The sequence below is a fragment of the Shewanella oneidensis MR-1 genome (genome assembly GCF_000146165.2).
Classification (GTDB): Bacteria; Pseudomonadota; Gammaproteobacteria; order Enterobacterales; family Shewanellaceae; genus Shewanella; species Shewanella oneidensis.
This window is the reverse complement of sequence record NC_004347.2, coordinates 2,783,282-2,806,690: the sequence shown is the minus strand read 5'-3', so window position 1 is coordinate 2,806,690 and position 23,409 is coordinate 2,783,282. Positions and strand designations below refer to the sequence as shown.

The window sequence follows — 23,409 nt, the reverse complement described above, 5'->3', positions numbered from 1 at the left end:
GAACTCCGTTAAGGGTTACATAGCAACCTCCTGTGTGGGTTGATATGCGAAACTTTTTGCATAAGAAATATGTCGGAGTTCAGATTAAGCGGATAAACCGAGCGAGCTAAAATAACCTCGGTTGTTGATTTTAAAGGTGTTAGAAGAGTGGATGAGGAGGAATTGATAGTCTAAACAAAAAGCGGATGATTACAATCCGCTTTCATTTTGAAGGTTTGATAAAGCAATGGTTAAGTCGTCAATCATGCACTTGATGTTGTACTCAGTGCCACCGCCTTTGATGGCGCGGTCAATTGCTGACTTACTTGGGGCGGCACCGCGAACTGATTCAATCAGCTGTTCGGCTTTGCGAGCCCCGCCAGCTTGAGCAACCAGCGCGGCTAGTTGCTCGGTTTTATTTTCATTATTGATTAGCACAGGCTGCACTCAACAATGTTTCATAAATTGTATTTAGGCATCCTTGGTGCAAAGTTTTATGTTGAATACCACTCTCCAACTCATAGCAGGCTTTCCCGTTTATGGTCCCTACCTTCTTACTGCGTTTGAATTCGATTTTTTGCTCTTTTGCTAACTTGCGACATTCTTTAATCATTTCATTGCTGTTCATGGTCATTATCTCCATTTCGCTTCGCACCATTGCTTAGCTCATGTGATAAATAATACGTCCCGATACGGGACAAGTCAACAACTAAAACCAATATTTTTTATAAAAAGATAAAAATATTTAATCGTCACTAGAAATACTAAACCAAACCATGTTTAAACCATGTTTAAATCGCGTCAGGTTTGTTTAACCTTTTTTGTGAGTAACATCGTAAGGATTTTAAATTAAGAGCCGTTAGCGAGCGTTTGACGCATTCGCGACTCTTTTAAAGCGAGGTCGGCGGCTAACATCTTTTCACGGTTTTTACCTGGGTTATAGTTCCATCCTGGATCAATTCCTTCCGGCAGTACTTCAACTTCGCCGGTGCGACGGTTTACCCATTGCTTGTTTTTGCTGGCGGGTACTGTGGTTTTAACTGTGCCTGCGGCGATAAGTTTATCGGCTTCATACTGTGATACTTGCCGTATCCAACATTTGCAGCCCCAACCGTTGGGCGTCATATGCACATCCCACCATGGATCATCAGCAGGCAACAAGGTGTTATTCCATTTTAAGTGCTCGATGCGGTGCTGCTCGCTTGGCCCCAGTTGATACAGCAAATAAGGCATAGTGCGCTTAGTGCGCTGGATTCGTTCCCACTGGCCAGCGCTGCGAGCGGTGCGCATGTTGGTTTTATAAATGGTTTTGATGCGGCCTTCGCTACCAAGTTGCACTAGCTTGGTTTCGTCGGTTAATGGATCTTGCATGGTCTGCACGCCCCACCAACCCGACTTAACGAGCAGCGGTTTAAGGATATCGCGGAACTGCTCAAAGGTTTGGCCTTGGCCAATGGCATCTTCAACCAGCTGCTTAACCTCAACCAGTAAATCGGCATTTAGCATCTTGGCCACGGTAAACGCATTGGCTTGTTCTTCCTTCCATACATCGCGGTAGTCGAAGCCAGGCTTAATGCCTTTACTTTTAAACCATTCAAGCGCCTCCTTGGGGACTAATGGATCAGCCATCTTGCGCATCTCCTAGGCCACGTAGCTGAAACATATATTGCGCCATTTGCGCAATAAACTGTTCCGCGCCCAGCTGCTGTTGCAACGCTGGTAAACCTGCGGCGAACTCGTCATAGCTAGCTGACTTGTTGGCAAGGTCAATAATCGGGTTCATAAACTCTTCGGCCACTTGCTCCCATTCGCCCATCGCCTCGTTGGCCAGATTATCAATCTCGCGTTCTGCCGTATTGCGCACTTGGTTAATGGCAATCGTTTGGCTGTTGGCGCGGTTTAATGCGGTGGGCATAGCCTGAATACCAACGGTTTGGAACGGTAGCAAAATATCTTCATCAGCATCAACGGTACCCAAGCCAAGCTTATCTGCCATTTCTGAGGCGCTAACTTTAAGCCCACGGTCAATTAATGGAGTCAGACTATTAACCAGCAGCTGTAGATCTTCTGGCTCTGGTACCTTAATTCGTACCTTGGGATAGCGCAGCTGCTCGCCCCAGTTCAGGATGATATAGGGCTTAATCAAGTACTCGTTGATTGAGGCTTCAAGCTGGCGCGCATCCCACTTAGCAATATCGATCCGCACTTCATTGTGAACTGTAGCTTGCGATTGTGAGCTGCCGTTATCGGCGGTCATGGTTTGGCCAAGGACCGCCTTACTGATTTGCTCATCGCACCAACGGGCCATATTTTCAAATAGGGTATCGCCGCCATTGCCCTTGGCAGTTTCGATCAGTTCCAGTTTCATCGACTCGGGGATTACCGCTCCGGCATCACTGGCGATTCGGCCAATCGCATTAATCAAAGTGCTGATATCTGATTCGCTGGCATTGGCGCCATACTTACCTACACGCACCGGCACGCCAAACACTTCGGCAAAGGCCCACCAATCGCGAACCGTAAATGACTTAAGCATATACATCACTGCCACAAGCCGCGCTAAACCATTGCGCCATACGCTGCCAGACTTTGAACGGGGCGTATGAATGATAAATTTATAAGGCTCAAGCTCCGCGCCCATTGGTGCGTCTTCACTGATTAATAAAATCTGTTCAAGCGTTTGTTGGTCTTGGCGTAGGTAGCGCGGGTCTACCCATTTGTAGTCTTGCGGTTTCCATGGGGTTGATTTGGTATCCCACAGGATTTGCACCACGGCTAAGCCTTTGCCTAGGCCATCAAGCAAGTCGAAAAAAAGCTCAGGGATTTGGTCATCGTTGATGATCTCGCGGGCGCGTTCTGCCATCAGTACATCGATGGCATCATCACTGGCCGCTTCAACCGTTGGCGTTATTGCCGCCACGGCAAACTTGCGGGTGCGCAGCTGGGCGGCATAGTGTAAGTCGCGCTCTTCAATTTCCTCTGCCAGCGTCATATAGGCTTCAGGATCGTTACCATCTATAACTGAGCGCAGCACACCCGCCAAACGCTGTGGCGTGATTGTAGATGCCACGCTTGTAGGCCGTGGGTTACGAATGCCCGTGGTATAAGCGCGGGCAATATCCTCACCCATGATCTGCTTATCGGCTTTAAATGGCTTGCCTGTTGATGGGTCAATAATGGCGCTCATAGTCTTATCCCTTTGCCGCGCATATCGTGCGTGGCCATATCATCAAAACGGTTGTTCTCGGCGGCGGTACCAAAAAAGCGGCAATGGTTTTCGTCAACATCAGCTTTAATCGTGTGCAGTTCGTAGCGGGTGATATCGGCTTTAGATGCCAAAAAGGCTAAGAAGATCGCCACCGCGCTATCACCGTGGCGCTTATTGCCATCGCTGCCAGTGGTGCGGCTATCATCGATACTCGGCACACCGCGATAAAGTTGAATTTGCCCAAGGTCGGTAATCACGTCCTCATGCTTGGGTAGCAGCAACTCATTATCTTCAAAGGCGGCTTTAAAGCGCGGCATGTTCTCGCGGTAGAACGCCACCGACAGCATGACCTCCACTACCTCAGCGCCATATTTATAATGGGCTTGCTCGGCTAAGTACTGGCCGTTACCCCGCGCATCGAGGTAGATACCATCACGCCTAGGCAAGCGATCGCAAATGTAATACAGCGCTTGCTCTTGCTGCTTAAACGGTACGTTTTTAAGTTCAACTAAAAACGGTACCGCACGAGTGGTATTGTCATGCACTGTTATGGGCGCATAAACCGTTAAGTCACCACTGCGGGCAAAGTCTTCCCCAAGCGCATGGCGCAAGTTAGTGGGTAGCTCTGAAAGTACTGGGGCAACTTCACGCTCTAGCCATTCTTGCATCTCACCAATTCGCGCAAATTCGCTCGCCTGATTAAATGTGGTAGAGCCATTAAAACGTAGCACTGGCACATTAAGCACAGCTGCTCGTTCACGTAGGCCGCGTGGGATATAGGCCCCACCGCCGCTTTTGGGTACGCAGTAATATTCCTCTAATGCGTCTTCTTCGGTAGCGGTATCTTTAAGTAAGCCTGCTTTCCATTGGTCTTCTTCTGCTTGTGTCCATGTCTTACCCTTGACTTGGCAAATGCGCTTATATAAGCCGTCACGGCAGGCATCATCAAGGGTGATGGTATGGATCGAGTAACGCTTTTTACCTGCACGGGAATCATTAACCAGCTGATTAAATAGGTTCTCAACGCCGTTATGGGTTGAGATTAAGCGCACCTTTGCGCCCCACATGGTTAACGCTAATGCGGCTTTAAGTACTTCGGCTAAGCGCTCGTGGAATGCGGCTTCGTCGATGGTCACATTACCCTGCATACCCCGTAAGTTTGACGGGTTACTGGATAGCGCTTGCACCTTAAAGCCCGAGGCAAAGTACACAACAAAAGTTAGGATCTCTTTGTTGCCATCTTCATCAAGAAACACTTCTTCTTGCACATCTTGGGCAGCATAGTTAAATGCCTTGGCCCACATGGCCACAGCATCAATAAACTCCCGCGCCATTTCTTTATTAGAGCCAACATAAAAATGGTGAGTCCCGCCAGCAGCTTTAGACTTAGATGCTGTTAATGCAGCGTCCGCAGCCTCTGCCCAAGTGATACCTGTACGTCGGCTTTTTTCAGCGATCTTGAGCGGCGATTCATCAGCAATCCAACGCTTTTGATAGGGCAGCAGTACATCTTGTTCGCGGAACTCGTAGTTCATAACTACCTCACCAACAATGCACGAACAGCACAATCTTTAGCTTCAAGCAACTTTCTCATAGCCATTTGGCTTTCTTCATTTTCTGGCAACTCATTAGCTAAGGTCTCAGCAAGCTCAGCAAAAGGTTTACTTACCGCTTGCAAATGAGCTGGTAAATGTTGGTACTTAAAAAATTCAATTGTTGTTGGTTTAAACATTACGCAATCCCCAAGATTTGGTTTTTAATATCAATAGCGGTTTCAGCTGAGATCCCCGCCTGTTTTACAATCTGCTCAACCTTAGTTGCGGCCTCGGCTGCAAAGGCACTGCGGATTTCTTTTTCAACCTTAATACTCGACATGGCTGCGGCTTCAATCCGTTGCACGACCAGCGCCAGTTGCCCAAGGGCTTTGGGTGATATGGGTTCGGCATCCTCTTGGTCTGCGGCGTCCATCATCTTCATCGATGTTTCAAAGGCCATGGTGCGCACGAACTCTTGCAGCAGCTTGCCCACATCAGATGTCGGCGCTTGGCCTAACTTGGCGGTCCAGACCTCGGCCACTTCACGGCTTTGGCGAATACGTTCGCCCACTTGCTCAAACTTTTTCGCAAAGCGATTAAAGCCGGTGCGGCTAAGTTTGGCATCTTCACCAAGGCCAGCTTCGTCAATCATTTGATTAACGGCTTCGAGGATATCCTTTTGATGCATGGTGCCACTGCGCAGCAACGCATGCAGTTGATCGCGGATTTCCTGCGGCAGTAAATTGACCTTTGACTTACGAGTACTTGACACTTGCATACAGCCCCCTTAAGCCCGCGGGCGTTTAACACCTGGCACGGTAGCTTGGCCTGTGGCCACATCTTCACCACGGCCAGTTAAGCGGGCAATTTTGTAATCGTCTAATTTACGAATAGTGATCAGCCCTTGTTCTTCAAGCCAAGCCAAATGGGTGCGTACTTGGTCGCGGCTAATGTTATGGCCGTAGGACTCAAGGCAACAATCTACAATAGACTCGTTGGCTTCATAGGCTGGCATCTCACGCAAAGAGCGTAAGATCACTAGGCGCTGGTCTTCGATTAATAGCTCTTTAAATGACATATAAACCCCTATTTATCATCCTTTAAACGTTGTTCTAATAGCAGTCTTGCGAGGTGTTCGACTGGCTGAATATTTGCCCTGAGTTCTTTAATTTCACCCCGCGTATTAGCTAATTCGATCATAAGATCAGACATTTGTTTTTGTGTGGGTAAGCTGTCCACCTGCGCTTTGAGTTCATCCACTTTTTTTTCAACCTTGGCCAAGTCTTCACGTTTGGCGTAGGTCTTCGACAACAGCGCAAGTATCACCACGCCCGAGGTCGAAAGCCCCGCCCATACCATTGGCCAATACGTCTTAAGCCAAATTTCCATTAGCGTTCCTTAGCCGTTTGGCATTCAACACAACGCACTGCGGTAGGCATAAAAACTAACCTCCTAGCTTCGATAACAACGCCACAATCAAGGCAACAGCGCTCGCCTTTGTTATTAATATCCGGTTGCTCAACTTTGTGTTTACGCTGGCGCGATAAGGCGTTATCCCTAAATTGCTGCTCGACTTCTTGAGCACGATCAAACTGGTCAATCATTAACGTCTCTTAATTAAGTTGCTGCCTAAGCTCACCAATGCGCCAATGGTCTTTTGTCCGCTGCTTTTGGGGTGCGGCGCAAAGCCGTCGAGGGTACGCAAACCGAGATAGGCCCATGCTGGGCTTGAGAGTAAAGCCGCTACTGATACATCTACGCCAACGCCATAGCCAAAGGCATGTAAGGCTTCCATCAAAAAGCAGTACAGCATTACCGCCCACATGGATTGACGCGCCATCAGCGGCCGAGTGATACGAATGTAAGGATTTTCGGCTTTGTCGCCACCGCGAATGGTCTCTTGGGTTTGTAACTGCTCGGCTTGTTTGTCGTTAAGCGTTAGCTCTTGGCGACGGGTGATTTCCTTTTCCATCTCCACCTTAATGCGCTCAAGCTCTACCATGGACTCGGGTGATAGCGTTTGCATTTTACGAGTCAGCGCAATTTCTTTTTGCTCACTGCTTAAGCCAATTACATCATCAACTTGCTCAACCATACCCGCGATTTTTTCAGCAGTTTCACTGCCACCAAAGAGGGATGAAATACCACGGATTGCAGCAGGGCCAACCTGCATAGCCATTTGTGCAACGGCCATAATTAAAGGGAGTGACATGCTCGTAAGCTCCTAAGTTTGGATAGTTTGTCCGTGCCGGTTGGCACAATGTTTTTATCAAGATGAATGCGGATATCGCACTGCGTTACGCCATGCCAACCGCGATTAAAGTACGATTGCATAGTGCCGCAATGGCTAAAGAACGGTGGTTGAGTGACAGGCTCGCCAGTGTGGTATGCGGCCAGCTCAGCATTAAGGCGCATAGCGCGCCCTTTGGTTTTTGCGTATTCCCAGTTGCTGCCCATTATTGCAGCTCCCATGCGGCATTGGTGAGGTTCACTAAGCGGTTATGCCAGCCCTCAATAAAGCGGGTTTGCGAAGTGTCCTTTTTGATGATACGGGCATAAAAACGCGCACGGCGCAAGCCATAACGGGCACACAAATATTCTTTATCAGCGGAGTTAACGGCGTTGCGAGTGGCGGGGCCAACCTTGCCATCGGCTTTGGTGCCAGCGATTTCTTGCAGCATTAATAGCGCATTGGTTACGCCATGCTGTACTGCGGCATCAAAGGTATATAGCGCCACCGATGCGGGCCAATCTTGACAGTAGGCAGGCTTCCAAAAGTAGCGGTGATACAGCGCAACAATGCCATCGAGTGTCAGTGCAGCAATATCGATATTGGGGAAAGCGCGTTTACTAATGCCGCCCTTGGTTTCGCCGCCTTTATCTTTTGGGTCGTTTACATATCCAAGGTTTGGCTTGGGTGTGCCGTCTTGATTAAGTGCGCCTTCTTCAATCAGCACAAAGCGCACTGCATGGCAGAACTCAGGCGAGTAACCCGCAGTCGAAAAACAAAACCCATTGATATAAGAAAGTGCAGAGGATGAAAACATAAAAGCACAACCTGATTAATAACCTAATCGGATTGTGCTTTAATGGTTGAGCTTTATAAAATAACCTTGATTGTTGTTATTGCTTGCCTGCTGACGCTTTAATTTCTTTTACACCTTTACCTGAAAAGCACATTTTCATTGCTTCGCCCGTGGCGTCAAGCGTAACACAAACATTACCATTATCTATTAATGCATCAATAATCATGCTAGTAACACTTTCATCTGGGAAAATAACGGCTTTATTTTTATCTAAGCATTGCAATTTAAAATCTTGATAAGCACCAACAACAATTAAACTCCCAAATGGCTCAGAATAAGATTCAGCAACATAGCATTTTTCATAAGGAAGAAATAACCCAAATCCTAATGTTCCATTACTGCGGGGTTTTATCATTGCGGTAATGTTACCACTAACAATATCAACAGAGGTAAATGCATTTAACTCTTCGTTTTTAACCCAATCAGTTTCACTTGCAACAACTGGTGCAGATAACAATGCCGCCAATAAAAGTAACTTCTTCATACATTCATCCTTAAAACAATTCAGGCTGTATACATTAAAATACATTTTATGCTATCGGGCTTTCGCCCCATAACCAATCTTCTAGTTCTTTTATGCGATTAGTCCAAATTTCAACCTCTTGCATATCACTACTATCTGAAGAGTCTTCAGCACCACAAAGTTGCCTAATCGCCTTTAGCTTACCTAGTGCTTCTTCAGCCATAGATCGCTGAATTGCTATTCGTTCTTTTTTTGTCATCATCTATATCCTCATAAATTTAAAACAATTCAGGCTGTCTATTTTTTATCTCGCGGCTTCGCATCTTAGCAATAACCCGCCAGATATGCTGCATTGATTTATTGTACTTGCGCGCCAGCTCCTCAACGTTATCGCCTTTGAACTCATGCCAAATAGAGAGATTCATAATCTCTATTTCAAGCTGACAACCACGTGGCAAGTAAAATTGCACCCCGCCAAACTCTTTGCAAATGCTATTGAGCAAGCTGATTGCAATCTTAGTATCAACGTCATGCCGCGCTAGATCGCGTTTAAACAATTGGTAAAGTTGGCTCATGGCCACAGGCCAGCGTGATGAATCCTCATCCTCCACTAAACGGGTTACATCTTCTAAGGTCACATTGTCGTAACCAAAAAAGTCGCCGTTCTCTTCGTTAGCAGCATTATGCTTTGCGCTGGTTGGGGTTGAGTTCGCCATGGCCGTCACCTAGGTTAGTTTAAAAGCTGGATAGAAAAACACCCCGCAAGGCGAGGTGTTGTTAGTATACGGCATAGATGATCCCATCTTCATGGGATTGGGTTATTTGCAACGTTCTCTGCCCATGCATACATTAGCGAAGTTTGTTCATCTTCTGACAATCTAGAATCAAAATAAATAGTATGTTTATAACCACGTGGTGTGATCAACACTCGTCGATTGTATCTAACTTTTTCAGACCAATCCAAACCCTCTGGGTTTTTTGGTATATCACAAAATGATGGGTAATTTTCAAAATCATAAACCGGCATGGTTAATCTTTTACCATCAACTGGACCACCTAAAAACAAAAAGTCTACTTCATACATTGCCACAATAATTCTCCTCATAGTATACCGCTAACTTTTCATAGCCTGCTGGTCCTGTCAATTTATCATTAGCAGGAACGCGGCCACCACGGGCAACAATCGCATCGGCCATACAGCGGTAATGCCACTTCTTTAACCCTTCCAATACCTGTACGGCCTTATCTGATGTTAGCCACTCGATACGATCAACGCCTTGGCCATTACTGGTTTTTGTCATCCGCTTAACGTAAGTGTTTAATGCCACCTCGGTTTTGCTGCGCACAAAGCCTTGTTCAAACATCACCAACCAAATAACACGGATCTTAGCGACCTCAGCCGCCCGCGCTTTTGGCTTGCCCTTAGCATTAGCGGCTTTAGGTTTAAAGCCGCGTTGCTTCATGGCATCCACTACTGCATTGAGCTGCGACTCGCTCAAGCCTTTGGCGCTACGTTCGCCGGTGATCTGCTCTAACAAATTTCGGTACATATCATCGTCAAGTTGCAGATCACGTTTACCGATTTGCACCAGCTTAAGGGCGTTAGACATACTTCCCCCTAAGCGGCTTGGTGTTGACGGGCTGAACGATGCAGCAGTTGCAGGGCTTTGCTATAGCCACGGCTTTCTTTGATTTCTGGTTGATATACATCAGTGACAACTTCTAACGCAGAATCTTCCTCACGTAACAGCTGCTGTTTAATCAATCCAGCAACCAAAGTGCTATGCCCAACACATGCCTTTTTAGCCGCGGCATTAACAGATAAACCCTGTTGATAATACTCAATGGCCTTTTGTAGATTAATTGATCTGGCTTTCCTATTTTCCCTAAGAAGACCACGTTTCTTCAAAGCTTTTCCAAGAGTGTCATTACCAATAGCGACTTCTTTTGATGCAGAAAGAATTGATAAACCAGTATTATATAGCTCAATTGCTTTTTCTAATTTTTGGTCTTTAGCTGTTTTTTTATCACGAAGAAAACCTTGTTGTCTTAGTGATTTTGTCAGTGCAGTTTCTGACACACCTGCTGTACATGCACAATTTTTAATTGATAAGTTTTCGTTTTTTAAATACAGCTGAATAGCGTTGTCTAAACGCTCAACAAACTCTTGATTTACTTTAGACATAATAAACTCCTATGCCGCGTTGCGGCGTTCGTTGTCTTTTACTGTACGTTCGCTGCGGCGTTCGTCTTGGCAGGCTTTGCAATGGCATTGCAGGCCATCAGCCTCCCGTGACGATACCGACCAAAACAGCGTGTCTTGCGGCCAAAACTCATGGCAACTGGGGCAAAGCTTTTGCAGGCCAAGCTCGTCGTCAATGATTGCCGTGCCGCGTTCCATTCGGCGCGCTATTAGCATTGGCTTCATTAATGGCGTGTATTCACCAAACATAGTTCACCCCCGTTTAAACCGCGTTTTAACCATATTCAAATATTTAAATTTGAATTTTTAACATCACTTTTTTGATGTAATTTGTTTAAGTGCTGCCAATCCAGCGCCTTAAGTTCTTCGTAGTCTTTGGCAAATTCATTGAGCGTATTGAGTGCTCTATTGAGGTTTTGCTGTTCTACTCCGTGCTTAATCGCGGCATGCTTTTCACGCATACCAAATTGCAAATGCTCATAAATCGCGGCAATGATTTCTGGACTTCTAATGCCCGTCATCTTAAGCATTAGCGTTATGCGCTCTGGTGACTCTGCACCACGTAGTAACATTTTCATGTAAGTTCCTTTGGCTGCTCATCAGTGCTCGGCAACCACGCCGAGCAGACAGGCAAGGCACCTAAGCGCCTTGCTTGTTTCGCTTAAGATGCAATGCGTTGTTGTGATTGGCCGTTTACGCCATGATTAAGAGTCACATCTTTAGCCGATTTATAGCCTTCATATCTGGCATCATCAGCTAATCGACCTGAACCTTTAGCCTCTCTTGCTCCGCCTTTTTCGAGATCGACTTTGTCTTTAAAGGCAATCAATTCAGTTCGCTCTTGTTCTGTTAAGGCGAACTCCTGAATTTTGCTATGCACACCAAAACACCAGCCCTCACAAAATTGATCTGCGCGTTTGGTTTTATTGATACGTTTCATTCTGTTGCTTAACGTATCGATAAACTCTTTACGTGCTTTGGTGAGTTGACGCTCTAAAACATTGAATACATAACCAGCGACCTCTGGCCGTTCGTTATGACCGATATATACAATCCGCATATTTTTAAATGTGGGTTGAAAATAGAACTCACAGCCAAAGGCTTTGGAGATTGAGTAAGCCAGCGTTAATAAATACTTGGTTGGATGTCTGGCCTTAAATAATGCATCTATGGTTGCATCTCTGACGCCAGCAAGCGCAGGATCATCCGTCTCAACCCCATGCTCTTGCATGAGCTTTTGAGCACGAGAAAGCGCTAATGCTGCTTCATGTGGATTGCTTGATTTAGCTAGTCTTAAAAGCTTTTTGATCTTCTCTATAATTTTGTCACTCATCGTCCCATTCCTTCTCGCCGGTATCTTTCACTACTACTCGTTTTGCCTTTGGCGCTTTGCGGTTTCGCCAGTTAGCGCCAAAGTTATCGATGGCCCATTGTTCCGCCTGTTCAGGCTTTTTAAATCGCCCATAGGCCATCACGCTTTTGATCACATCGTTATGGTGTTTGGCCATTGAGCTTGCCCTCTGCGATTAACGCATCAAACTCTTCGCGCATGCTCGATTGCTCGTTACCCAGTACAAAGTTAAGGGCGGCGATATAACCATCCTCAAAGCTTGAATCGGGGTAGGCGGTGCCTTCGGTTTCAATAATGGCCTCGGCCATTTTGATTTCTTTCTCTAACTCACCTCTGCTGTATGGCGCGGTGAACAGCCATTTAAGATCATGTTGCATCGTTGGTTTTGTCCCATCGTTTGTCGTAAACCGTGACAATGTGCTTGTTCACAATCACAAAGTAGGCGCAGTCACATTCCAATATTCGCTTTGGTTGCCAAGGTGCCCGCTTAATGATCCGTCTTAGTTGGCGCTTGCTTGGCCTAGTGGCGTTAGCGATTGCATGTACCATCTCGGCAAAGCTTTTGCCTGTTCGTTGTCGCCAGCGGATAACCGCGTGGCGACTGACGTTTACCTCTCCATATCGGGTAAACAGCTGCATGGTTACAACTTGGCGATATCTAGCGAGATCTGCTTATAGGTGCCATCGTCTTGGCGTTCGTAAACGCGCAAGTAAGGCGTACTTCCCATCACTTGGATTGAGTCAGCTATCGCGTCCATAGCCGAGCGCCAATCTGTGTCATCTATGTCTAACTGGCGCAGGCTCAGCACTTGGTTAATGTCGATATAACCCTGTTTGTTCACCTTAAATGACAGCTCAACTAAGGCTTTGATATGGTCGTTTGAACCTACAGACCAACGCTTAATGCAGTCATCAATTTTTGACTTGGCCGCTTGGATCCGTTCATCAAAAACACGGTGTTCGCCGATGCTGCGCTGGACCTTGTATTTACCGTCGAATGACACCAGCGAGACATTGCCCTTAGTGCCGCCAAACTTAACGCCAAACTCGCTGGCGCTAAGGTCGATAAAGTCAGCTACCGCGCGCATTGAGGTAGCTTTGTAGGTCGCCATGTGGCCTTGCATTTCTTTGGCAGCAGTGACAATTTGCAGCACTAACTCGTCGCGCAGCTTGTCGATCTCTTTGATTTGGCTTTCTGGTACTGCGTGACCGAGAGCATTTAAGCGGAAGCCCTGTGGGGCGGTTTGGTTTGTGGTGTTCATCTATAAGTTCCTTATTAAAAATTCTTAGGCCACACGCTGATTAACTCAGGCGAATATGGGTTTAGGGTGGTGGTAAGTTGTTCGGGTAAATCCAAGCCATCATCTGGCCAGCGCACTAGGCAACCTTGGCAAGTGGCCACACAAATTTTGTTTACAATGCCGCGGTGTACTTCGGTAATATGCGCGGCCTTGCGGCGTAGCCGATCAAAGGGTTTGTCGATATCAATCACTGGTGTTAAGTGGCTGGTATTGATGGTTAACACATGGCAACCATTGAGCTTTAAAACACCCACAGCAGCGAGGGCGATTGCCTGTTTTTCAATAAGTGATCTCATGGTTAAGCCTCCTTCACTTCACGATGCATTTCACGGTAAATCAGCCCAGGTGCAACGATGATTTCGTCATCGCGCATTTGGTCTAAACAAAAGCCGCCGCGTACTTCTACTGCTACACGATCAAATGCAAATGGCTTTCCGTGGCGATTGGTGATAATTAGGTCAACCTCAATGGCTTTACCTTTAAAAATCACGGTTTTTGTTGCGCCGTTTTGTGCTAGTGCTTGCATGGTTTACCCCTTTACTTGGCAGTAGATTTGGCCGTAAACGCGACCATTATTAGCGATCTGATTTAGGTGGCGGTCAGCATCTGCAAACGACAGCGCCCAGATATCAAACGTCATCGTGCGGCCACGTTGGTCGGTGTATTCCACGCCGTACTTAAACCACTTAACGCCGTTGTCATCGGTGTAGGTTTGCTCGCTATCTGGCTCGTCACTAAACAGATTTAGCATGCGACTAACAAAGCCCGCGAGGCAGTAACAGAGGTAAGCGATTACCGCGACACCCGACCAAAAAACGATAAATTGCATAATTGATTCAGTTGCCATCACTCACCATCCTTAGAGGTATCGCGCAGTTTTCCGCCACAAAATGGGCAGTAGTTGAATACCAAACCTTCAGTCAAATGTTCACCTTGCTTAACCTTTACTAAGGTGCCTTTTGACTCACCAGTCATTAGGTTTACTATCGTGTGCTTGTAAATCCCTTTTGATTTTTTAGTAGGGAATACATCCGCAATAGCTGCCATGTGTTCACATAAAGTGGCGGCATAACCACCTTTTTTTTCAGAGCACAGTTCCATACCCACCTCATTCATTGGTTTCGAGTTCGTTAAACGCGGTGCGCAGCAGCGCCTCAGTAATCGCCGCGCCTTTGGCAAACATGGCGGCGAGCTTGAGCGTTTTACTCAGTAGGCGTAGGCCACCTGGTTTCTCGCTGATTTGGATCATCAGGCTTATCTCTGCGTCGTGCTGGAGGTTCCACGCCTTTGCAATGGCGCGAACGTCGGCTTGTTTGGTTTTATTGATGCTGAGTTTTTTAGCAATGCGCGAGAACAGGCGGGCATAGTCTTCGTTACGACGGCCACCGGTTAACTGGGTGTAAACCTTGTTGTTACCCACTAGCGCCATGCCAATGCCAGTTTCCTCTTGCAGGATCCGCAGTTCTTCAAGCGTGGGGTAATCGAGGTGGTCGGCTTCATCCACGATGATTAAGCCTTCGCTGCCCTTAAGGCGCTGGCGAATAACACGGGCTAATGGGCCTTTGGTACGCGGTGCTTGTGCCATGCCTAGCTCCATGGCGATTTCGTACAGCAGCTCGGTAAGGCTTGAACGTGATGGGCTGGCGATAACCTTCCAAACGTTGTTATTGCTGCGCTGGTACTCTTCTAAAGCTCTGCTTTTGCCCACACCTGACGCACCAATAATCACTACTATTGCTTGCGTAATTTGGGCATAAGAAAGGTTATCCATAACTAAATTGGCGGTGGGCGTTAGCACAAAGCCCGGGTCTAGATTTGGGTTAGCCTCGCGCTGCTCACGCATACGCAGCCAGTTATCTAGCTTTTTAACCACTTGCGTGGTGTTAGCCTTGTATTGACCATTAAGCACTTGGCTTAGGGTGGAGGGGGCAACGCTAATCTCTTGCGCTAAATGCGCCGCGACTACGCGCCCTGCTTCAATTAGGGTATTAATTTGCATTACTACATCCGTTTTACGGATTTCAGCTTTGCTATCTTTGGCCGTTAGGCTGTGTACGTTTGACATATTTCGTCCTTTTATTGCTGGTTTAATAGGGGTTTAAACGGGTGTTAAAGTCGGTTTTTAAGCCGTTGCTGCTTCAATAACGCCACGCTTTCGCTAAAGTTGGCGGCGCATTGGGCGCGGTGTTCGGCTTCGGGTTCGTGCTCAATTTCATAGGCCACGGCTGCGGCGGTATTGCCAAAGCTGGCAGGGCGAACCATTTGCACCACTTTGGTTTCGGGGATCACTTCTTCGGCGGCTGGGCGCATCATCGCTGCCAGTTCCAACATATCCACGCTGAGCTTGGCCTCTGCTGCCTGTTTGTTATTTTTGACAAACTGAGTGCGCTTACGCTTGGTCTCACGGGCGGATTGGGTATCGTTAAAGGCATCCTTCTCAATACATTCGGCGGTGCAAATATGGACGCCGTTAAGGGCATAAACTTCGATAGAGTCGTGCAGCTTTTGCGGGTCAAAACGCGCGACCAGTTTTTTACCGACGTAGTTCATTAGCTGCTCGTTGTAATAGCGGTTTTTACGGCCTTTAATGCTGCCGCCTGCATCAAGGGTTAAAGTGCCGTGTTTAGATACCAGCGCGGCCTCGGCTTGCAGCATCATCATGTAAAGCTGTGCCTTGGTCGCTTTGCGGATTTCAGCGGTTTGATAGCTGGCCTCAAAGGCTTGATCAAAGCTCATAAAGCCTTTGCAAGCTTCGGTAGTGCGGCCCACTTTGGCGTTATACATCTCCACGCCTTTGGCGATGGTTTGTATAAATACCTCAGCATCAATGGCTTTGCTGCCGTAGTTGTCTGGCTTGGCGGTTGGGTTTGAACCCGTATAAGCGCCGTGGTTGCTTGGGTGTTTGTCGATATATTCTTCAAGCCCGCCCACACCAAAGGCGCGTTCGATGGGCTTGGCTTGGCCGTGGCCTTTACCGAGGATCACACTCGACCAATGCAGTTTGATACCCATCATGGGGATAAGCCCCAACGGATCATCTTCCTTCACTTTAAAGCGATAGCGGTTTGCTACGCCTCCGGTCATCCATTTGTTAGCCGCGGCGCGGGTGTTATCGATGGTGAGTTCTTGAGGTATGCCATAGGTGCTAAACACATCCATAAGCGATAGGCGAATAGAGTCTGTGTTTTCGCTAATATCACAGCGCCACCCGATAATTTTGCGGCTGTATACATCCTGCCAAAACCATGTTTTAGGGCGTAGGATCTCGCCGTTAAACCATTTTACAAATACGTTGTGTTGGTAGCCGTCGCCGTTAATCCACTGCATAGCATGCATATCTTCAACGCTACGTTCTTGCGGTGGGTATAACTGGTGCAATGCATGCTCGCCTTGGCGCAATAACACCAATTGCTGTGCTGGCACTTCAAAATCCATGCGGCGGCTTAGGCTTTTAAGGCTTGGGATAGCCCAACCTTTATCCTTGGCGATTTCTTTTAAGCGCTCATAGCACACCGTCATAGTGGGCTGCTCAAAACGTAGGTAATCCGTTTTAAAGGCTTCCCAGGCTTCGGGTGTAATAAACGCAAATTGGTTTTTCTTTTTGGCTTGGGCCACTTCAAAGTGCTTAGGCAACAAGGCTGGCGCCCAATCTGCTTCATCAATGCCTTTAACCATGGCGCAGTGACGGCGCAAAGTGCTTAGGCCAACGCCGTATTCTTCGCAAACTGAGGTGTAAGCATCCATCATGCTGATGCCGTTACGCTTAAGCGCATGCACGGCTTGCACTTCGCGCAGCGCTTGCAAGGCTTTGTTGCGGGCGTCTTCGTGGTTTTGGTTCCAACGAGCCCACAGCGCATCACGGCAATAGCTGTGCTGCGGTTTCTTTTTGGGTAAGTCAAGGATCTGATCACCCAATTGGATTTTGCCTTCACGTTTGTAAATGGCGGTTTGGACAGGCAGCGGGAGAACACTTATATGCCATTCAAAAGCCTTGGTACCTTCGCGCTTTCTATACATATCTGGACGGTCTTTAACCATCTTAAATAGTCTAGTTCTGACGTTATTATGATCTGTTGGTAAACCAGCTAGACCAGCGCACTCTTTTGCAGTAACCCACATATGATCACCTCTCACGCGCATTTTTGGCTGTAACGAGAAGGCCAAATAACCTCAGGTTCAACGCCAATTTTTTGCGCAATGATGCGTTCGCATTTTGGGTACTTAAAACGCAGGGCATTACGTAAAGTTGATCCCGCAATGCCATGTTCCTCGGCTAACTTTTCATAGTTAGTTCCGGCTTTTTCTAAAGCCGCTTTGATATCTGCTTTATGCCAATCTCGATCAAATCTTTCCATCGTGATAACCTCATGTGTTACATACATGCGCAACATTAACCGCTTGCGTATTCGTGTAACACATTCTTGATCAGAAAAATGCGCAGGTCAATAGCGTTGCGCATTTTTATGGTAAAGCGTGCGAATTTAAATAAATAATAGGAACTCTTTAGATGTCATATGGTTACGACAAAAATGCGGACGACATTATGAAAAATGCGGATCACATTTTTGAAATTAAAGGAATAATGCGATTTCCAGATAGATTGAAGGAATCAATAGGTGACATTTCAATACGCAGCTTTGCGAAGAAATGTGGACTTTCAGAAGGCGTGATGCGTAATTATCTAGCGGGTAAAACATACCCATCATTAGACAAGCTGGCATTAATGGCTGAGGTTAGTAACAAACCGCTTGATTGGTTGGTTGCTGGCACTGAACACAACTTCAATGAACTGAATGAACCTGGTTCTAAATATGTGATTGGAATTAATCTAGAAGAGTATGCCTTAATCCCTGGCTATCGTGTGCAAGTATCAGCAGGCCATGGCGCGCTCAATTGCGATCAACAAGATCCAGTAAGATATTTAGCATTTAGACGCAAATGGTTGAAGTACAGAGGGTTTGAAGAACATGAGTTAGCCATTGTATGGGCTAAAGGTGACAGCATGGAACCGACGATCCACAGCAACGATACGCTTGTAGTTCACCTTGGCCGTAATAGCCCCGCCGATGGCCACATCTACATTTTTAGAAATGGTGATGACCTATTTGTAAAGCGGTACCAGAACGCCTTCGGCAGCTGGCGCTTGATAAGTGACAACCCAGTCTATGACAAACTGGATATCCCTAAGCATGAGCAACATCAGTTTGAGGTAGTAGGCCAGGTGGTGCATATTGCCAAAGATATCGGCGACTAGGTTTAAACGTTCAAACGTGTTTCGAACAACCATTAAAGCGGTTTTGCCAGTGCTCATTTTAATAGGCTAAAACGTCCAATTTCAAAAGCATTGCTCAAACCATAATGATTCATCAACGCAGCATTTAAAAAGCAACGGGGCCAAGGTACAATCACCTCAGCCCCGCTCTACGCCTAGTTCTCATCAACACTTCGATCCCGTTTACATCCTACAGATCCAATTTGATCCCTAGTCTATGTTTTTGTTCATACCTCTAGTCTCTGTTCACCCGAAGCGGTTTTCGATTAGATTTTCGACCAATAAAAAGCCAAGTCAGTGACTTGGCTTTTTTGTTTATACCATTCCTTGCTAAAGACGGGTCACCATTTCTTTTTCGGCTGAAACAGCATATCGATATCATCTTCTTCATTCTTGGGTTTGGGCGCACTGGGTGCTGAGAGTTTTTGTGCGCCCATAATTTCATCTAACAGCATTTTGGCTTCATCGACTTTACGGGCAATGAAGGGGTCATTAGGCGTCTGTGCTTTAATTGCATGCAAAGTGGCTAATGCCTTAGTTACCATTTGCTTTGAGGAACCATATTGCTTCATAAAGCTTGCAGCCCGGGCGCGGGATAACATCGAATCAACGTTAATTCTGAGTTGTAGACTATCGATACGATTTTCTTCCTGTCCGAACACTGCAGGGTCGACTCTTCCCTTGTTATGCTCTGCGCGTAAAATGGCTTTTAATTTCTTTAAGGTTTGGACTAACACTAAAATTTGTTTGTCGTTATCAGGCAATCTAAAATTCTCAATCGCCGGGACTTGAGGCGGGCTCGATTGTAGTGAATCAATTTGATTTTTGATATCGGCAAGCCGGCGTTGAAAATCCGCTTGTTGTTGACTCGTACTCAATGTCGTTGCCAATTCTAATGCATCCTGAACGCGGCGATAGAGCACTAAAATAATATGTGTGCTGCAAGGTATCATCCCTGTATTAGATAATACGGTTTCAGTTTCATCAAGAATTGCACGTTGACGGGCAAATTCGACCCGACGTTCTGCCTCTGCACGTTCTTTTTGTTGTTGTATTACGTTAATTCCGATAACAAGCAGTAATAGTGCACCGATGAGGATCAGAACCAAGGTGAAAGTCATAGCTGTTCCATTATTTATCCAATTGAGCTAATGCTACAATAAATCAATAAACTAGCATAGTTATCTTAGCCTAGGTTATCATTTCTGTCGTATGAAACTTAAGACTTGTGCGCTATATTCCTATTTGCTTTAATTTTCACTATATACTATAACGATTGATTATAGCTGATACTGAGTGGTGCTATTTTCACCAATCCATTTCAGCCTGTTTGAGACAAGGAAAGAAGATGAAACTGCAACAGCTCAGGTATATTGCTGAGGTCGTAAAGCATAACCTTAACGTATCGGCCACAGCGGAAAATTTATACACATCGCAGCCTGGGATCAGTAAGCAAGTTCGCATGTTGGAAGATGAATTAGGCATTCAAATTTTTGGTCGCAGCGGTAAACACCTAACCCATGTGACGCCTGCAGGACAACAGGTGATTAATATCGCCAACGACATCTTAGGTAAAGTTGAAAGCATTAAAAAAGTGTCCGAGGAATATACTAAACCTGATCAAGGTGAATTGAATATTGCGACAACGGATACCCAAGCTCGTTATGCTTTACCTAACATTATTCGCCAATTTATCGACCGTTATCCAAAAGTTAACCTACACATGCACCAAGGCACGCCATCGCAGATCAGTGAACAGGCGGCCCGTGGCGATGCTGATTTCGCCATCGCTACTGAAGCGATGCATTTGTATTCAGATTTAATTATGTTGCCTTGTTATCATTGGAATCGCTCTGTCGTTGTGCCTAAAGATCACCCCTTAGCGACGCGAACTCAAATTAGCATTGAAGATTTAGCTCGTTTCCCATTAGTGACTTATGTGTTTGGGTTTGATCGCGCCTCAGAAATTGAGAAAGCGTTTAATCGAGCAAACTTGGAGCCGCGGGTCGTGTTTAGTGCCACCAGTGCCGATGTGCTAAAAACCTATGTACGTTTAGGCTTAGGGGTGGGGGTGATTGCTTCTATGGCCATTGACCCTAACATTGATAAAGACTTAGTCGCCATCGATGCCGGTCATTTGTTTGCCCACAGCACAACCAAAATTGGTTTTAGAAAAGGCAGTTTTTTACGTAGTTATATGTATGATTTTATTCAGCATTTTGCGCCACATTTAACTCGTGATGTGGTTGAAAAGGCCGTCGCATTGCGTGATCAACAATTAATTGATGAAATGTTTGCTGATAAGAATCTGCCAATGCGCTGATTAAGCCACTATCTTGTTGAAATCAATAAAAATGCCGCAATTGATGCGGCATTTTTATTGTGTTGAGATTTGAAATGAAAGTAATGACTACAACAAATCCACTTTATCCATTTCAAGCTGCCCTAAAGCGATAACGGCTTGAGTGCGATTGCGAACGCCTAGTTTTCTAAAAATAGCAGTGGCATGTGCTTTAATGGTCGCTTCTGAGACGCCCAAGTCGTAGGCGATTTGTTTATTGAGCAAGCCCTCGGCAAACATTTGCAGTACTTTATATTGCTGCGGCGTCAAATCTGAGAGCTTACTGGCCATCTTATCAGTGCTGTCATCTTCGATAGGTATAATATCTGCGCCTTTGGGCAGCCATATATCTCCATATAATACGGCGGTTAGGGCTTCCTTTAAGGTTTCCATTGACGCCGATTTAGGAATAAAACCGCTACCACCATAGTGTATCGCACGGCTAATGGTGTTGATATCCTCGTGGGCAGAAATCACGATAACAGGCAGATCTGGATAATGGGAGCGCAGGTGGATGAGCGTTGAATAGCCGTGTGAACCGGGCATTTGCAGATCCAAGAGCACTAAGTCGTAACTCACTGTTGGTGAGTCTAATACCGATTGCAACGCATCAGCACTGTCGGCCTCGAACCACTGAGTGTGCTCAAAGGCGCTACTGAGGGCTTGACGTAGTGCATTTCGAAACAATGGATGGTCGTCGGCAATAATAATATTTAAGTTTTCTAGCTTCATGGCTTTTTTGATTATGTTCGTGGCACGTGAAGATTAAACTCAATGTAACAGAAAAGTAATCGATGTTCCTATCGCTTTATGCAGGAAGAAGGACAAAATTTTTATATGTTTCTGGTTGTTATACTTTTGTCTAGCTTAAATCAGCCAATAAAGTAGCCCTAAAACCTTGCTGTTAAAGGGCTGGAGTACGTTATTGTGTTGTGTAAATTTTATTCAGCCGTCCACACTTGTGTTGGATGGCGTTGTTCGTCAACCGCAACAAAGGTGAACACACCCCGAATGGCATGTTCTCGGTGATCTTGATACATGTCTTCGACAAAAATATTCACTTCGACTTTTAACGATGTATTACCGACGTGGATCACGCGGGCTATGAGTTCGGCTAACGTCCCGGCTGGGATCGGTTTTTTAAAGTCGATTCTATCTGAGCTGACAGTGACTAAGGTTTTACGGCAAAAACGAGTAGCAGCAATAAAGGCAGTTTCATCCATCCACGCTAAGGCTTCACCACCAAATAAGGTATTGTGGTGATTGGTAATGGAAGGAAATACGGCTTTAATCACCCGCGCTTCGGATTGATTTATCCGCTGTTCGATGGCATCTGAAAAAGTTGGGCGGGTAGAGTCGAGTGTATGTGGCATTCGGCAACCTGAGGTTATGCATTTTTAAAGAGGCGCAATTATAGTGAGTTTTCAATTTGAATGATAGAAAACGCCTATACCATTAGGTTTTAAGGCTAAACGAATAGTAAAAAGGCTTCCTTTGGAAGCCTTTACAAATCTAAATCGATTTTGGACTTATTTGCCAAGGAGTTCGCGTCTATCGCGTGAGGCGCTGGCAAGATCTCGCAGTAATTTTTCGGAGTCAGCCCAATGTAAGCAGGCATCCGTGATGCTTTGGCCATAACATAGGGGTTGACCTTCAATCACCTTTTGGTTGCCTTCTTGTAAGAAACTTTCGGCCATGATGCCGGCAATGGCCGTACTACCAGCACGCATTTGCGCCATGATATTTTCAGCAACGACCAGTTGTTTTAGGTGATTTTTTTCACTATTTCCGTGGCTAAAATCAACCACCACACGCGGTGTAACATTGACAGACTCAAGTTTTAATCTTGCTTGTTCAATGTCTTGCTCAAAGTAATTGGGTTTTTTACCGCCACGTAAAATGATGTGTCCGTAAGGATTACCATGGGTGCGATAGACAGACATCGCACCATCTTTATCCGGTGAGTAGAAGATATGCGGCACTTTTGCGGCACGTACCGCATCAACGGCGATATTAATATTGCCATCGGTTCCGTTTTTAAAGCCCACAGGGCAAGAAAGGGCTGAGGCCATTTCACGGTGTACTTGGCTTTCGGTGGTGCGAGCACCAATCGCGCCCCAGGTGATTAAATCGGCAATATATTGCCCGTTCACCATATCTAAAAATTCGGTAGCGATGGGCAGCTTAAGCTCAGTGATTTGCTGTAGAAGCTGGCGTGCAATACGCAATCCTTTATTTGGCTCGAAGCTGCCATCTAAGTCAGGATCGGAAATCAACCCCTTCCAACCCACAATCGTGCGCGGCTTTTCAAAATACACTCGCATTAAAATACAGAGGTCGTCCTTTAACTCTTGATGTAGCACTGCTAAGCGGCGGGCGTAATCGAGGGCGGCTTGCGTATCGTGGATAGAGCAAGGGCCAATGATCACCAACAGGCGTTGGTCTTCGCCCATAATGATGGCTTCAACTTCACGACGTTGTTGAACGAGGTAGTCGGCAGCATCTTGGGTTAAGGGGTACTCAGATGCCAGTTGTGCAGGTGAGATGACTTTAGCTAATAAGGAAGTGCGTAATTCGTCTGTTTTAATGGTCATTCAAAATACCGAGCTTGCATGCGGCGCTTTTCGCCAGATTGCCTCGGATTATAACGAATCGAGCAGCGTTGCACAG

General features: G+C 46.2%; 38 protein-coding genes and 1 other RNA gene. 2 read left to right on the top strand and 37 right to left on the bottom strand.

Annotation, left to right across the window (positions count from 1 at the left end; all coding sequences use genetic code 11):
- Positions 1-189 precede the first annotated feature (189 nt).
- The 33 genes from SO_RS12385 to SO_RS12225 form a co-directional block, all read right to left on the bottom strand.
- On the bottom strand, positions 190-417 hold the full coding sequence (locus SO_RS12385) for a phage protein (protein ID WP_011072630.1): 228 nt from the start codon (positions 415-417) through the stop codon (positions 190-192).
- Positions 404-607 (bottom strand): hypothetical protein, encoded by a 204-nt coding sequence (locus tag SO_RS12380; protein WP_164925725.1) that lies wholly within the window; start codon positions 605-607, stop codon positions 404-406. The genes SO_RS12385 and SO_RS12380 overlap by 14 nt, the downstream gene beginning before the upstream one ends.
- A gap of 221 nt (positions 608-828) precedes the next feature.
- Complete coding sequence (locus SO_RS12375; RefSeq protein WP_011072628.1) at positions 829-1,608, bottom strand: phage head morphogenesis protein; 780 nt, start codon at positions 1,606-1,608, stop codon at positions 829-831.
- Positions 1,601-3,166, bottom strand: coding sequence for a DUF935 domain-containing protein (locus SO_RS12370; protein WP_011072627.1), 1,566 nt, complete (start codon positions 3,164-3,166; stop codon positions 1,601-1,603). Before SO_RS12370 ends, SO_RS12375 begins: the two co-directional genes overlap by 8 nt.
- Complete coding sequence (locus tag SO_RS12365) at positions 3,163-4,722, bottom strand: terminase family protein (RefSeq protein ID WP_011072626.1); 1,560 nt, start codon at positions 4,720-4,722, stop codon at positions 3,163-3,165. The genes SO_RS12370 and SO_RS12365 overlap by 4 nt, the downstream gene beginning before the upstream one ends.
- A 2-nt stretch (positions 4,723-4,724) precedes the next feature.
- On the bottom strand, positions 4,725-4,919 hold the full coding sequence (locus tag SO_RS12360; RefSeq protein WP_011072625.1) for a hypothetical protein: 195 nt from the start codon (positions 4,917-4,919) through the stop codon (positions 4,725-4,727).
- Positions 4,919-5,500, bottom strand: a complete 582-nt coding sequence (locus tag SO_RS12355) for a DUF3486 family protein (protein WP_011072624.1) — start codon at positions 5,498-5,500, stop codon at positions 4,919-4,921. Before SO_RS12355 ends, SO_RS12360 begins: the two co-directional genes overlap by 1 nt.
- A 9-nt stretch (positions 5,501-5,509) precedes the next feature.
- Positions 5,510-5,800, bottom strand: coding sequence for a VpaChn25_0724 family phage protein (locus SO_RS12350; RefSeq protein WP_011072623.1), 291 nt, complete (start codon positions 5,798-5,800; stop codon positions 5,510-5,512).
- An 8-nt stretch (positions 5,801-5,808) separates the two neighbouring features.
- Positions 5,809-6,111 (bottom strand): DUF2730 domain-containing protein, encoded by a 303-nt coding sequence (locus SO_RS12345; RefSeq protein WP_011072622.1) that lies wholly within the window; start codon positions 6,109-6,111, stop codon positions 5,809-5,811.
- Positions 6,111-6,326 carry a TraR/DksA family transcriptional regulator gene (locus tag SO_RS12340; protein ID WP_011072621.1) on the bottom strand — a complete coding sequence of 72 codons (216 nt, stop codon included), beginning with the start codon at positions 6,324-6,326 and terminating at the stop codon, positions 6,111-6,113. Before SO_RS12340 ends, SO_RS12345 begins: the two co-directional genes overlap by 1 nt.
- Positions 6,326-6,934: a hypothetical protein gene (locus SO_RS12335; protein WP_011072620.1), complete on the bottom strand. Its 609-nt coding sequence runs from the start codon at positions 6,932-6,934 to the stop codon at positions 6,326-6,328. Before SO_RS12335 ends, SO_RS12340 begins: the two co-directional genes overlap by 1 nt.
- Complete coding sequence (locus tag SO_RS12330) at positions 6,919-7,179, bottom strand: phage protein (RefSeq protein WP_011072619.1); 261 nt, start codon at positions 7,177-7,179, stop codon at positions 6,919-6,921. The genes SO_RS12335 and SO_RS12330 overlap by 16 nt, the downstream gene beginning before the upstream one ends.
- Positions 7,179-7,769 (bottom strand): glycoside hydrolase family 108 protein, encoded by a 591-nt coding sequence (locus tag SO_RS12325; protein WP_011072618.1) that lies wholly within the window; start codon positions 7,767-7,769, stop codon positions 7,179-7,181. The genes SO_RS12330 and SO_RS12325 overlap by 1 nt, the downstream gene beginning before the upstream one ends.
- A 76-nt stretch (positions 7,770-7,845) precedes the next feature.
- Positions 7,846-8,292 carry a hypothetical protein gene (locus tag SO_RS12320; RefSeq protein WP_011072617.1) on the bottom strand — a complete coding sequence of 149 codons (447 nt, stop codon included), beginning with the start codon at positions 8,290-8,292 and terminating at the stop codon, positions 7,846-7,848.
- Positions 8,293-8,338: 46 nt separating this feature from the next.
- Positions 8,339-8,533 carry a DUF6835 domain-containing protein gene (locus SO_RS12315; RefSeq protein WP_011072616.1) on the bottom strand — a complete coding sequence of 65 codons (195 nt, stop codon included), beginning with the start codon at positions 8,531-8,533 and terminating at the stop codon, positions 8,339-8,341.
- 16 nt (positions 8,534-8,549) lie between these two features.
- Positions 8,550-8,987 (bottom strand): Mor transcription activator family protein, encoded by a 438-nt coding sequence (locus SO_RS12310; protein ID WP_011072615.1) that lies wholly within the window; start codon positions 8,985-8,987, stop codon positions 8,550-8,552.
- An 89-nt stretch (positions 8,988-9,076) separates the two neighbouring features.
- Positions 9,077-9,361 (bottom strand): hypothetical protein, encoded by a 285-nt coding sequence (locus tag SO_RS12305; RefSeq protein ID WP_164925724.1) that lies wholly within the window; start codon positions 9,359-9,361, stop codon positions 9,077-9,079.
- Positions 9,348-9,881 carry a gp16 family protein gene (locus SO_RS12300; RefSeq protein WP_011072613.1) on the bottom strand — a complete coding sequence of 178 codons (534 nt, stop codon included), beginning with the start codon at positions 9,879-9,881 and terminating at the stop codon, positions 9,348-9,350. The genes SO_RS12305 and SO_RS12300 overlap by 14 nt, the downstream gene beginning before the upstream one ends.
- An 8-nt stretch (positions 9,882-9,889) precedes the next feature.
- Positions 9,890-10,456: a phage protein gene (locus tag SO_RS12295; protein WP_011072612.1), complete on the bottom strand. Its 567-nt coding sequence runs from the start codon at positions 10,454-10,456 to the stop codon at positions 9,890-9,892.
- Between the two features lie 9 nt (positions 10,457-10,465).
- Positions 10,466-10,723, bottom strand: coding sequence for a hypothetical protein (locus SO_RS12290; RefSeq protein WP_011072611.1), 258 nt, complete (start codon positions 10,721-10,723; stop codon positions 10,466-10,468).
- 35 nt (positions 10,724-10,758) lie between these two features.
- The gene (locus SO_RS12285; RefSeq protein WP_011072610.1) at positions 10,759-11,052 is read right to left on the bottom strand and encodes a phage protein; all 294 of its coding nucleotides are present in this window, start codon (positions 11,050-11,052) and stop codon (positions 10,759-10,761) included.
- A gap of 8 nt (positions 11,053-11,060) precedes the next feature.
- Positions 11,061-11,137: hammerhead ribozyme type II (locus SO_RS12280), an RNA gene on the bottom strand.
- Positions 11,136-11,807, bottom strand: coding sequence for a DUF2786 domain-containing protein (locus SO_RS12275; RefSeq protein ID WP_011072609.1), 672 nt, complete (start codon positions 11,805-11,807; stop codon positions 11,136-11,138). Before SO_RS12275 ends, SO_RS12280 begins: the two co-directional genes overlap by 2 nt.
- Positions 11,800-11,982, bottom strand: a complete 183-nt coding sequence (locus SO_RS12270; protein ID WP_011072608.1) for a phage protein — start codon at positions 11,980-11,982, stop codon at positions 11,800-11,802. The genes SO_RS12275 and SO_RS12270 overlap by 8 nt, the downstream gene beginning before the upstream one ends.
- Positions 11,966-12,202 carry a phage protein gene (locus SO_RS12265; protein ID WP_011072607.1) on the bottom strand — a complete coding sequence of 79 codons (237 nt, stop codon included), beginning with the start codon at positions 12,200-12,202 and terminating at the stop codon, positions 11,966-11,968. Before SO_RS12265 ends, SO_RS12270 begins: the two co-directional genes overlap by 17 nt.
- Positions 12,203-12,466: 264 nt before the next feature.
- Positions 12,467-13,087 carry a DUF3164 family protein gene (locus tag SO_RS12260; RefSeq protein WP_011072605.1) on the bottom strand — a complete coding sequence of 207 codons (621 nt, stop codon included), beginning with the start codon at positions 13,085-13,087 and terminating at the stop codon, positions 12,467-12,469.
- 14 nt (positions 13,088-13,101) lie between these two features.
- Complete coding sequence (locus SO_RS12255) at positions 13,102-13,422, bottom strand: Mu phage protein Kil (protein ID WP_011072604.1); 321 nt, start codon at positions 13,420-13,422, stop codon at positions 13,102-13,104.
- A gap of 2 nt (positions 13,423-13,424) precedes the next feature.
- Complete coding sequence (locus SO_RS12250; protein WP_011072603.1) at positions 13,425-13,652, bottom strand: phage protein; 228 nt, start codon at positions 13,650-13,652, stop codon at positions 13,425-13,427.
- A 3-nt stretch (positions 13,653-13,655) separates the two neighbouring features.
- A complete protein-coding gene (locus SO_RS12245) occupies positions 13,656-13,973 on the bottom strand; it encodes a hypothetical protein (RefSeq protein WP_164925723.1) in 318 nt (105 codons plus the stop codon).
- Entirely contained in the window at positions 13,973-14,227 is a 255-nt protein-coding gene (locus SO_RS12240) for a phage protein (protein ID WP_011072601.1), read from the bottom strand. The genes SO_RS12245 and SO_RS12240 overlap by 1 nt, the downstream gene beginning before the upstream one ends.
- 7 nt (positions 14,228-14,234) lie before the next feature.
- The gene (locus tag SO_RS12235; RefSeq protein ID WP_011072600.1) at positions 14,235-15,191 is read right to left on the bottom strand and encodes an AAA family ATPase; all 957 of its coding nucleotides are present in this window, start codon (positions 15,189-15,191) and stop codon (positions 14,235-14,237) included.
- Positions 15,192-15,235: 44 nt separating this feature from the next.
- Entirely contained in the window at positions 15,236-17,245 is a 2,010-nt protein-coding gene (locus tag SO_RS12230) for a transposase domain-containing protein (protein WP_011072599.1), read from the bottom strand.
- 11 nt (positions 17,246-17,256) lie between these two features.
- Positions 17,257-17,481, bottom strand: coding sequence for a helix-turn-helix domain-containing protein (locus tag SO_RS12225; RefSeq protein ID WP_011072598.1), 225 nt, complete (start codon positions 17,479-17,481; stop codon positions 17,257-17,259).
- Positions 17,482-17,708: 227 nt separating this feature from the next.
- Here SO_RS12225 and SO_RS12220 point away from each other — a divergent pair, with 227 nt between their 5' ends.
- The gene (locus SO_RS12220; protein ID WP_202950642.1) at positions 17,709-18,380 is read left to right on the top strand and encodes an XRE family transcriptional regulator; all 672 of its coding nucleotides are present in this window, start codon (positions 17,709-17,711) and stop codon (positions 18,378-18,380) included.
- A gap of 359 nt (positions 18,381-18,739) precedes the next feature.
- Here SO_RS12220 and zomB read toward each other — a convergent pair whose 3' ends face one another.
- Positions 18,740-19,519 carry a flagellar motor control protein ZomB gene (zomB, locus tag SO_RS12215; protein ID WP_011072596.1) on the bottom strand — a complete coding sequence of 260 codons (780 nt, stop codon included), beginning with the start codon at positions 19,517-19,519 and terminating at the stop codon, positions 18,740-18,742.
- A gap of 227 nt (positions 19,520-19,746) precedes the next feature.
- Between zomB and cysB the strand changes: the two genes are divergently transcribed.
- Positions 19,747-20,721, top strand: a complete 975-nt coding sequence (gene cysB, locus SO_RS12210; RefSeq protein WP_011072595.1) for an HTH-type transcriptional regulator CysB — start codon at positions 19,747-19,749, stop codon at positions 20,719-20,721.
- Between the two features lie 87 nt (positions 20,722-20,808).
- Here cysB and SO_RS12205 read toward each other — a convergent pair whose 3' ends face one another.
- The 3 genes from SO_RS12205 to SO_RS12195 form a co-directional block, all read right to left on the bottom strand.
- Complete coding sequence (locus tag SO_RS12205; protein ID WP_011072594.1) at positions 20,809-21,471, bottom strand: response regulator transcription factor; 663 nt, start codon at positions 21,469-21,471, stop codon at positions 20,809-20,811.
- Between the two features lie 209 nt (positions 21,472-21,680).
- Positions 21,681-22,112: an acyl-CoA thioesterase gene (locus SO_RS12200; protein WP_011072593.1), complete on the bottom strand. Its 432-nt coding sequence runs from the start codon at positions 22,110-22,112 to the stop codon at positions 21,681-21,683.
- 156 nt (positions 22,113-22,268) lie between these two features.
- Positions 22,269-23,333 carry a 3-deoxy-7-phosphoheptulonate synthase gene (locus tag SO_RS12195; protein ID WP_011072592.1) on the bottom strand — a complete coding sequence of 355 codons (1,065 nt, stop codon included), beginning with the start codon at positions 23,331-23,333 and terminating at the stop codon, positions 22,269-22,271.
- Positions 23,334-23,409: the final 76 nt, after the last annotated feature.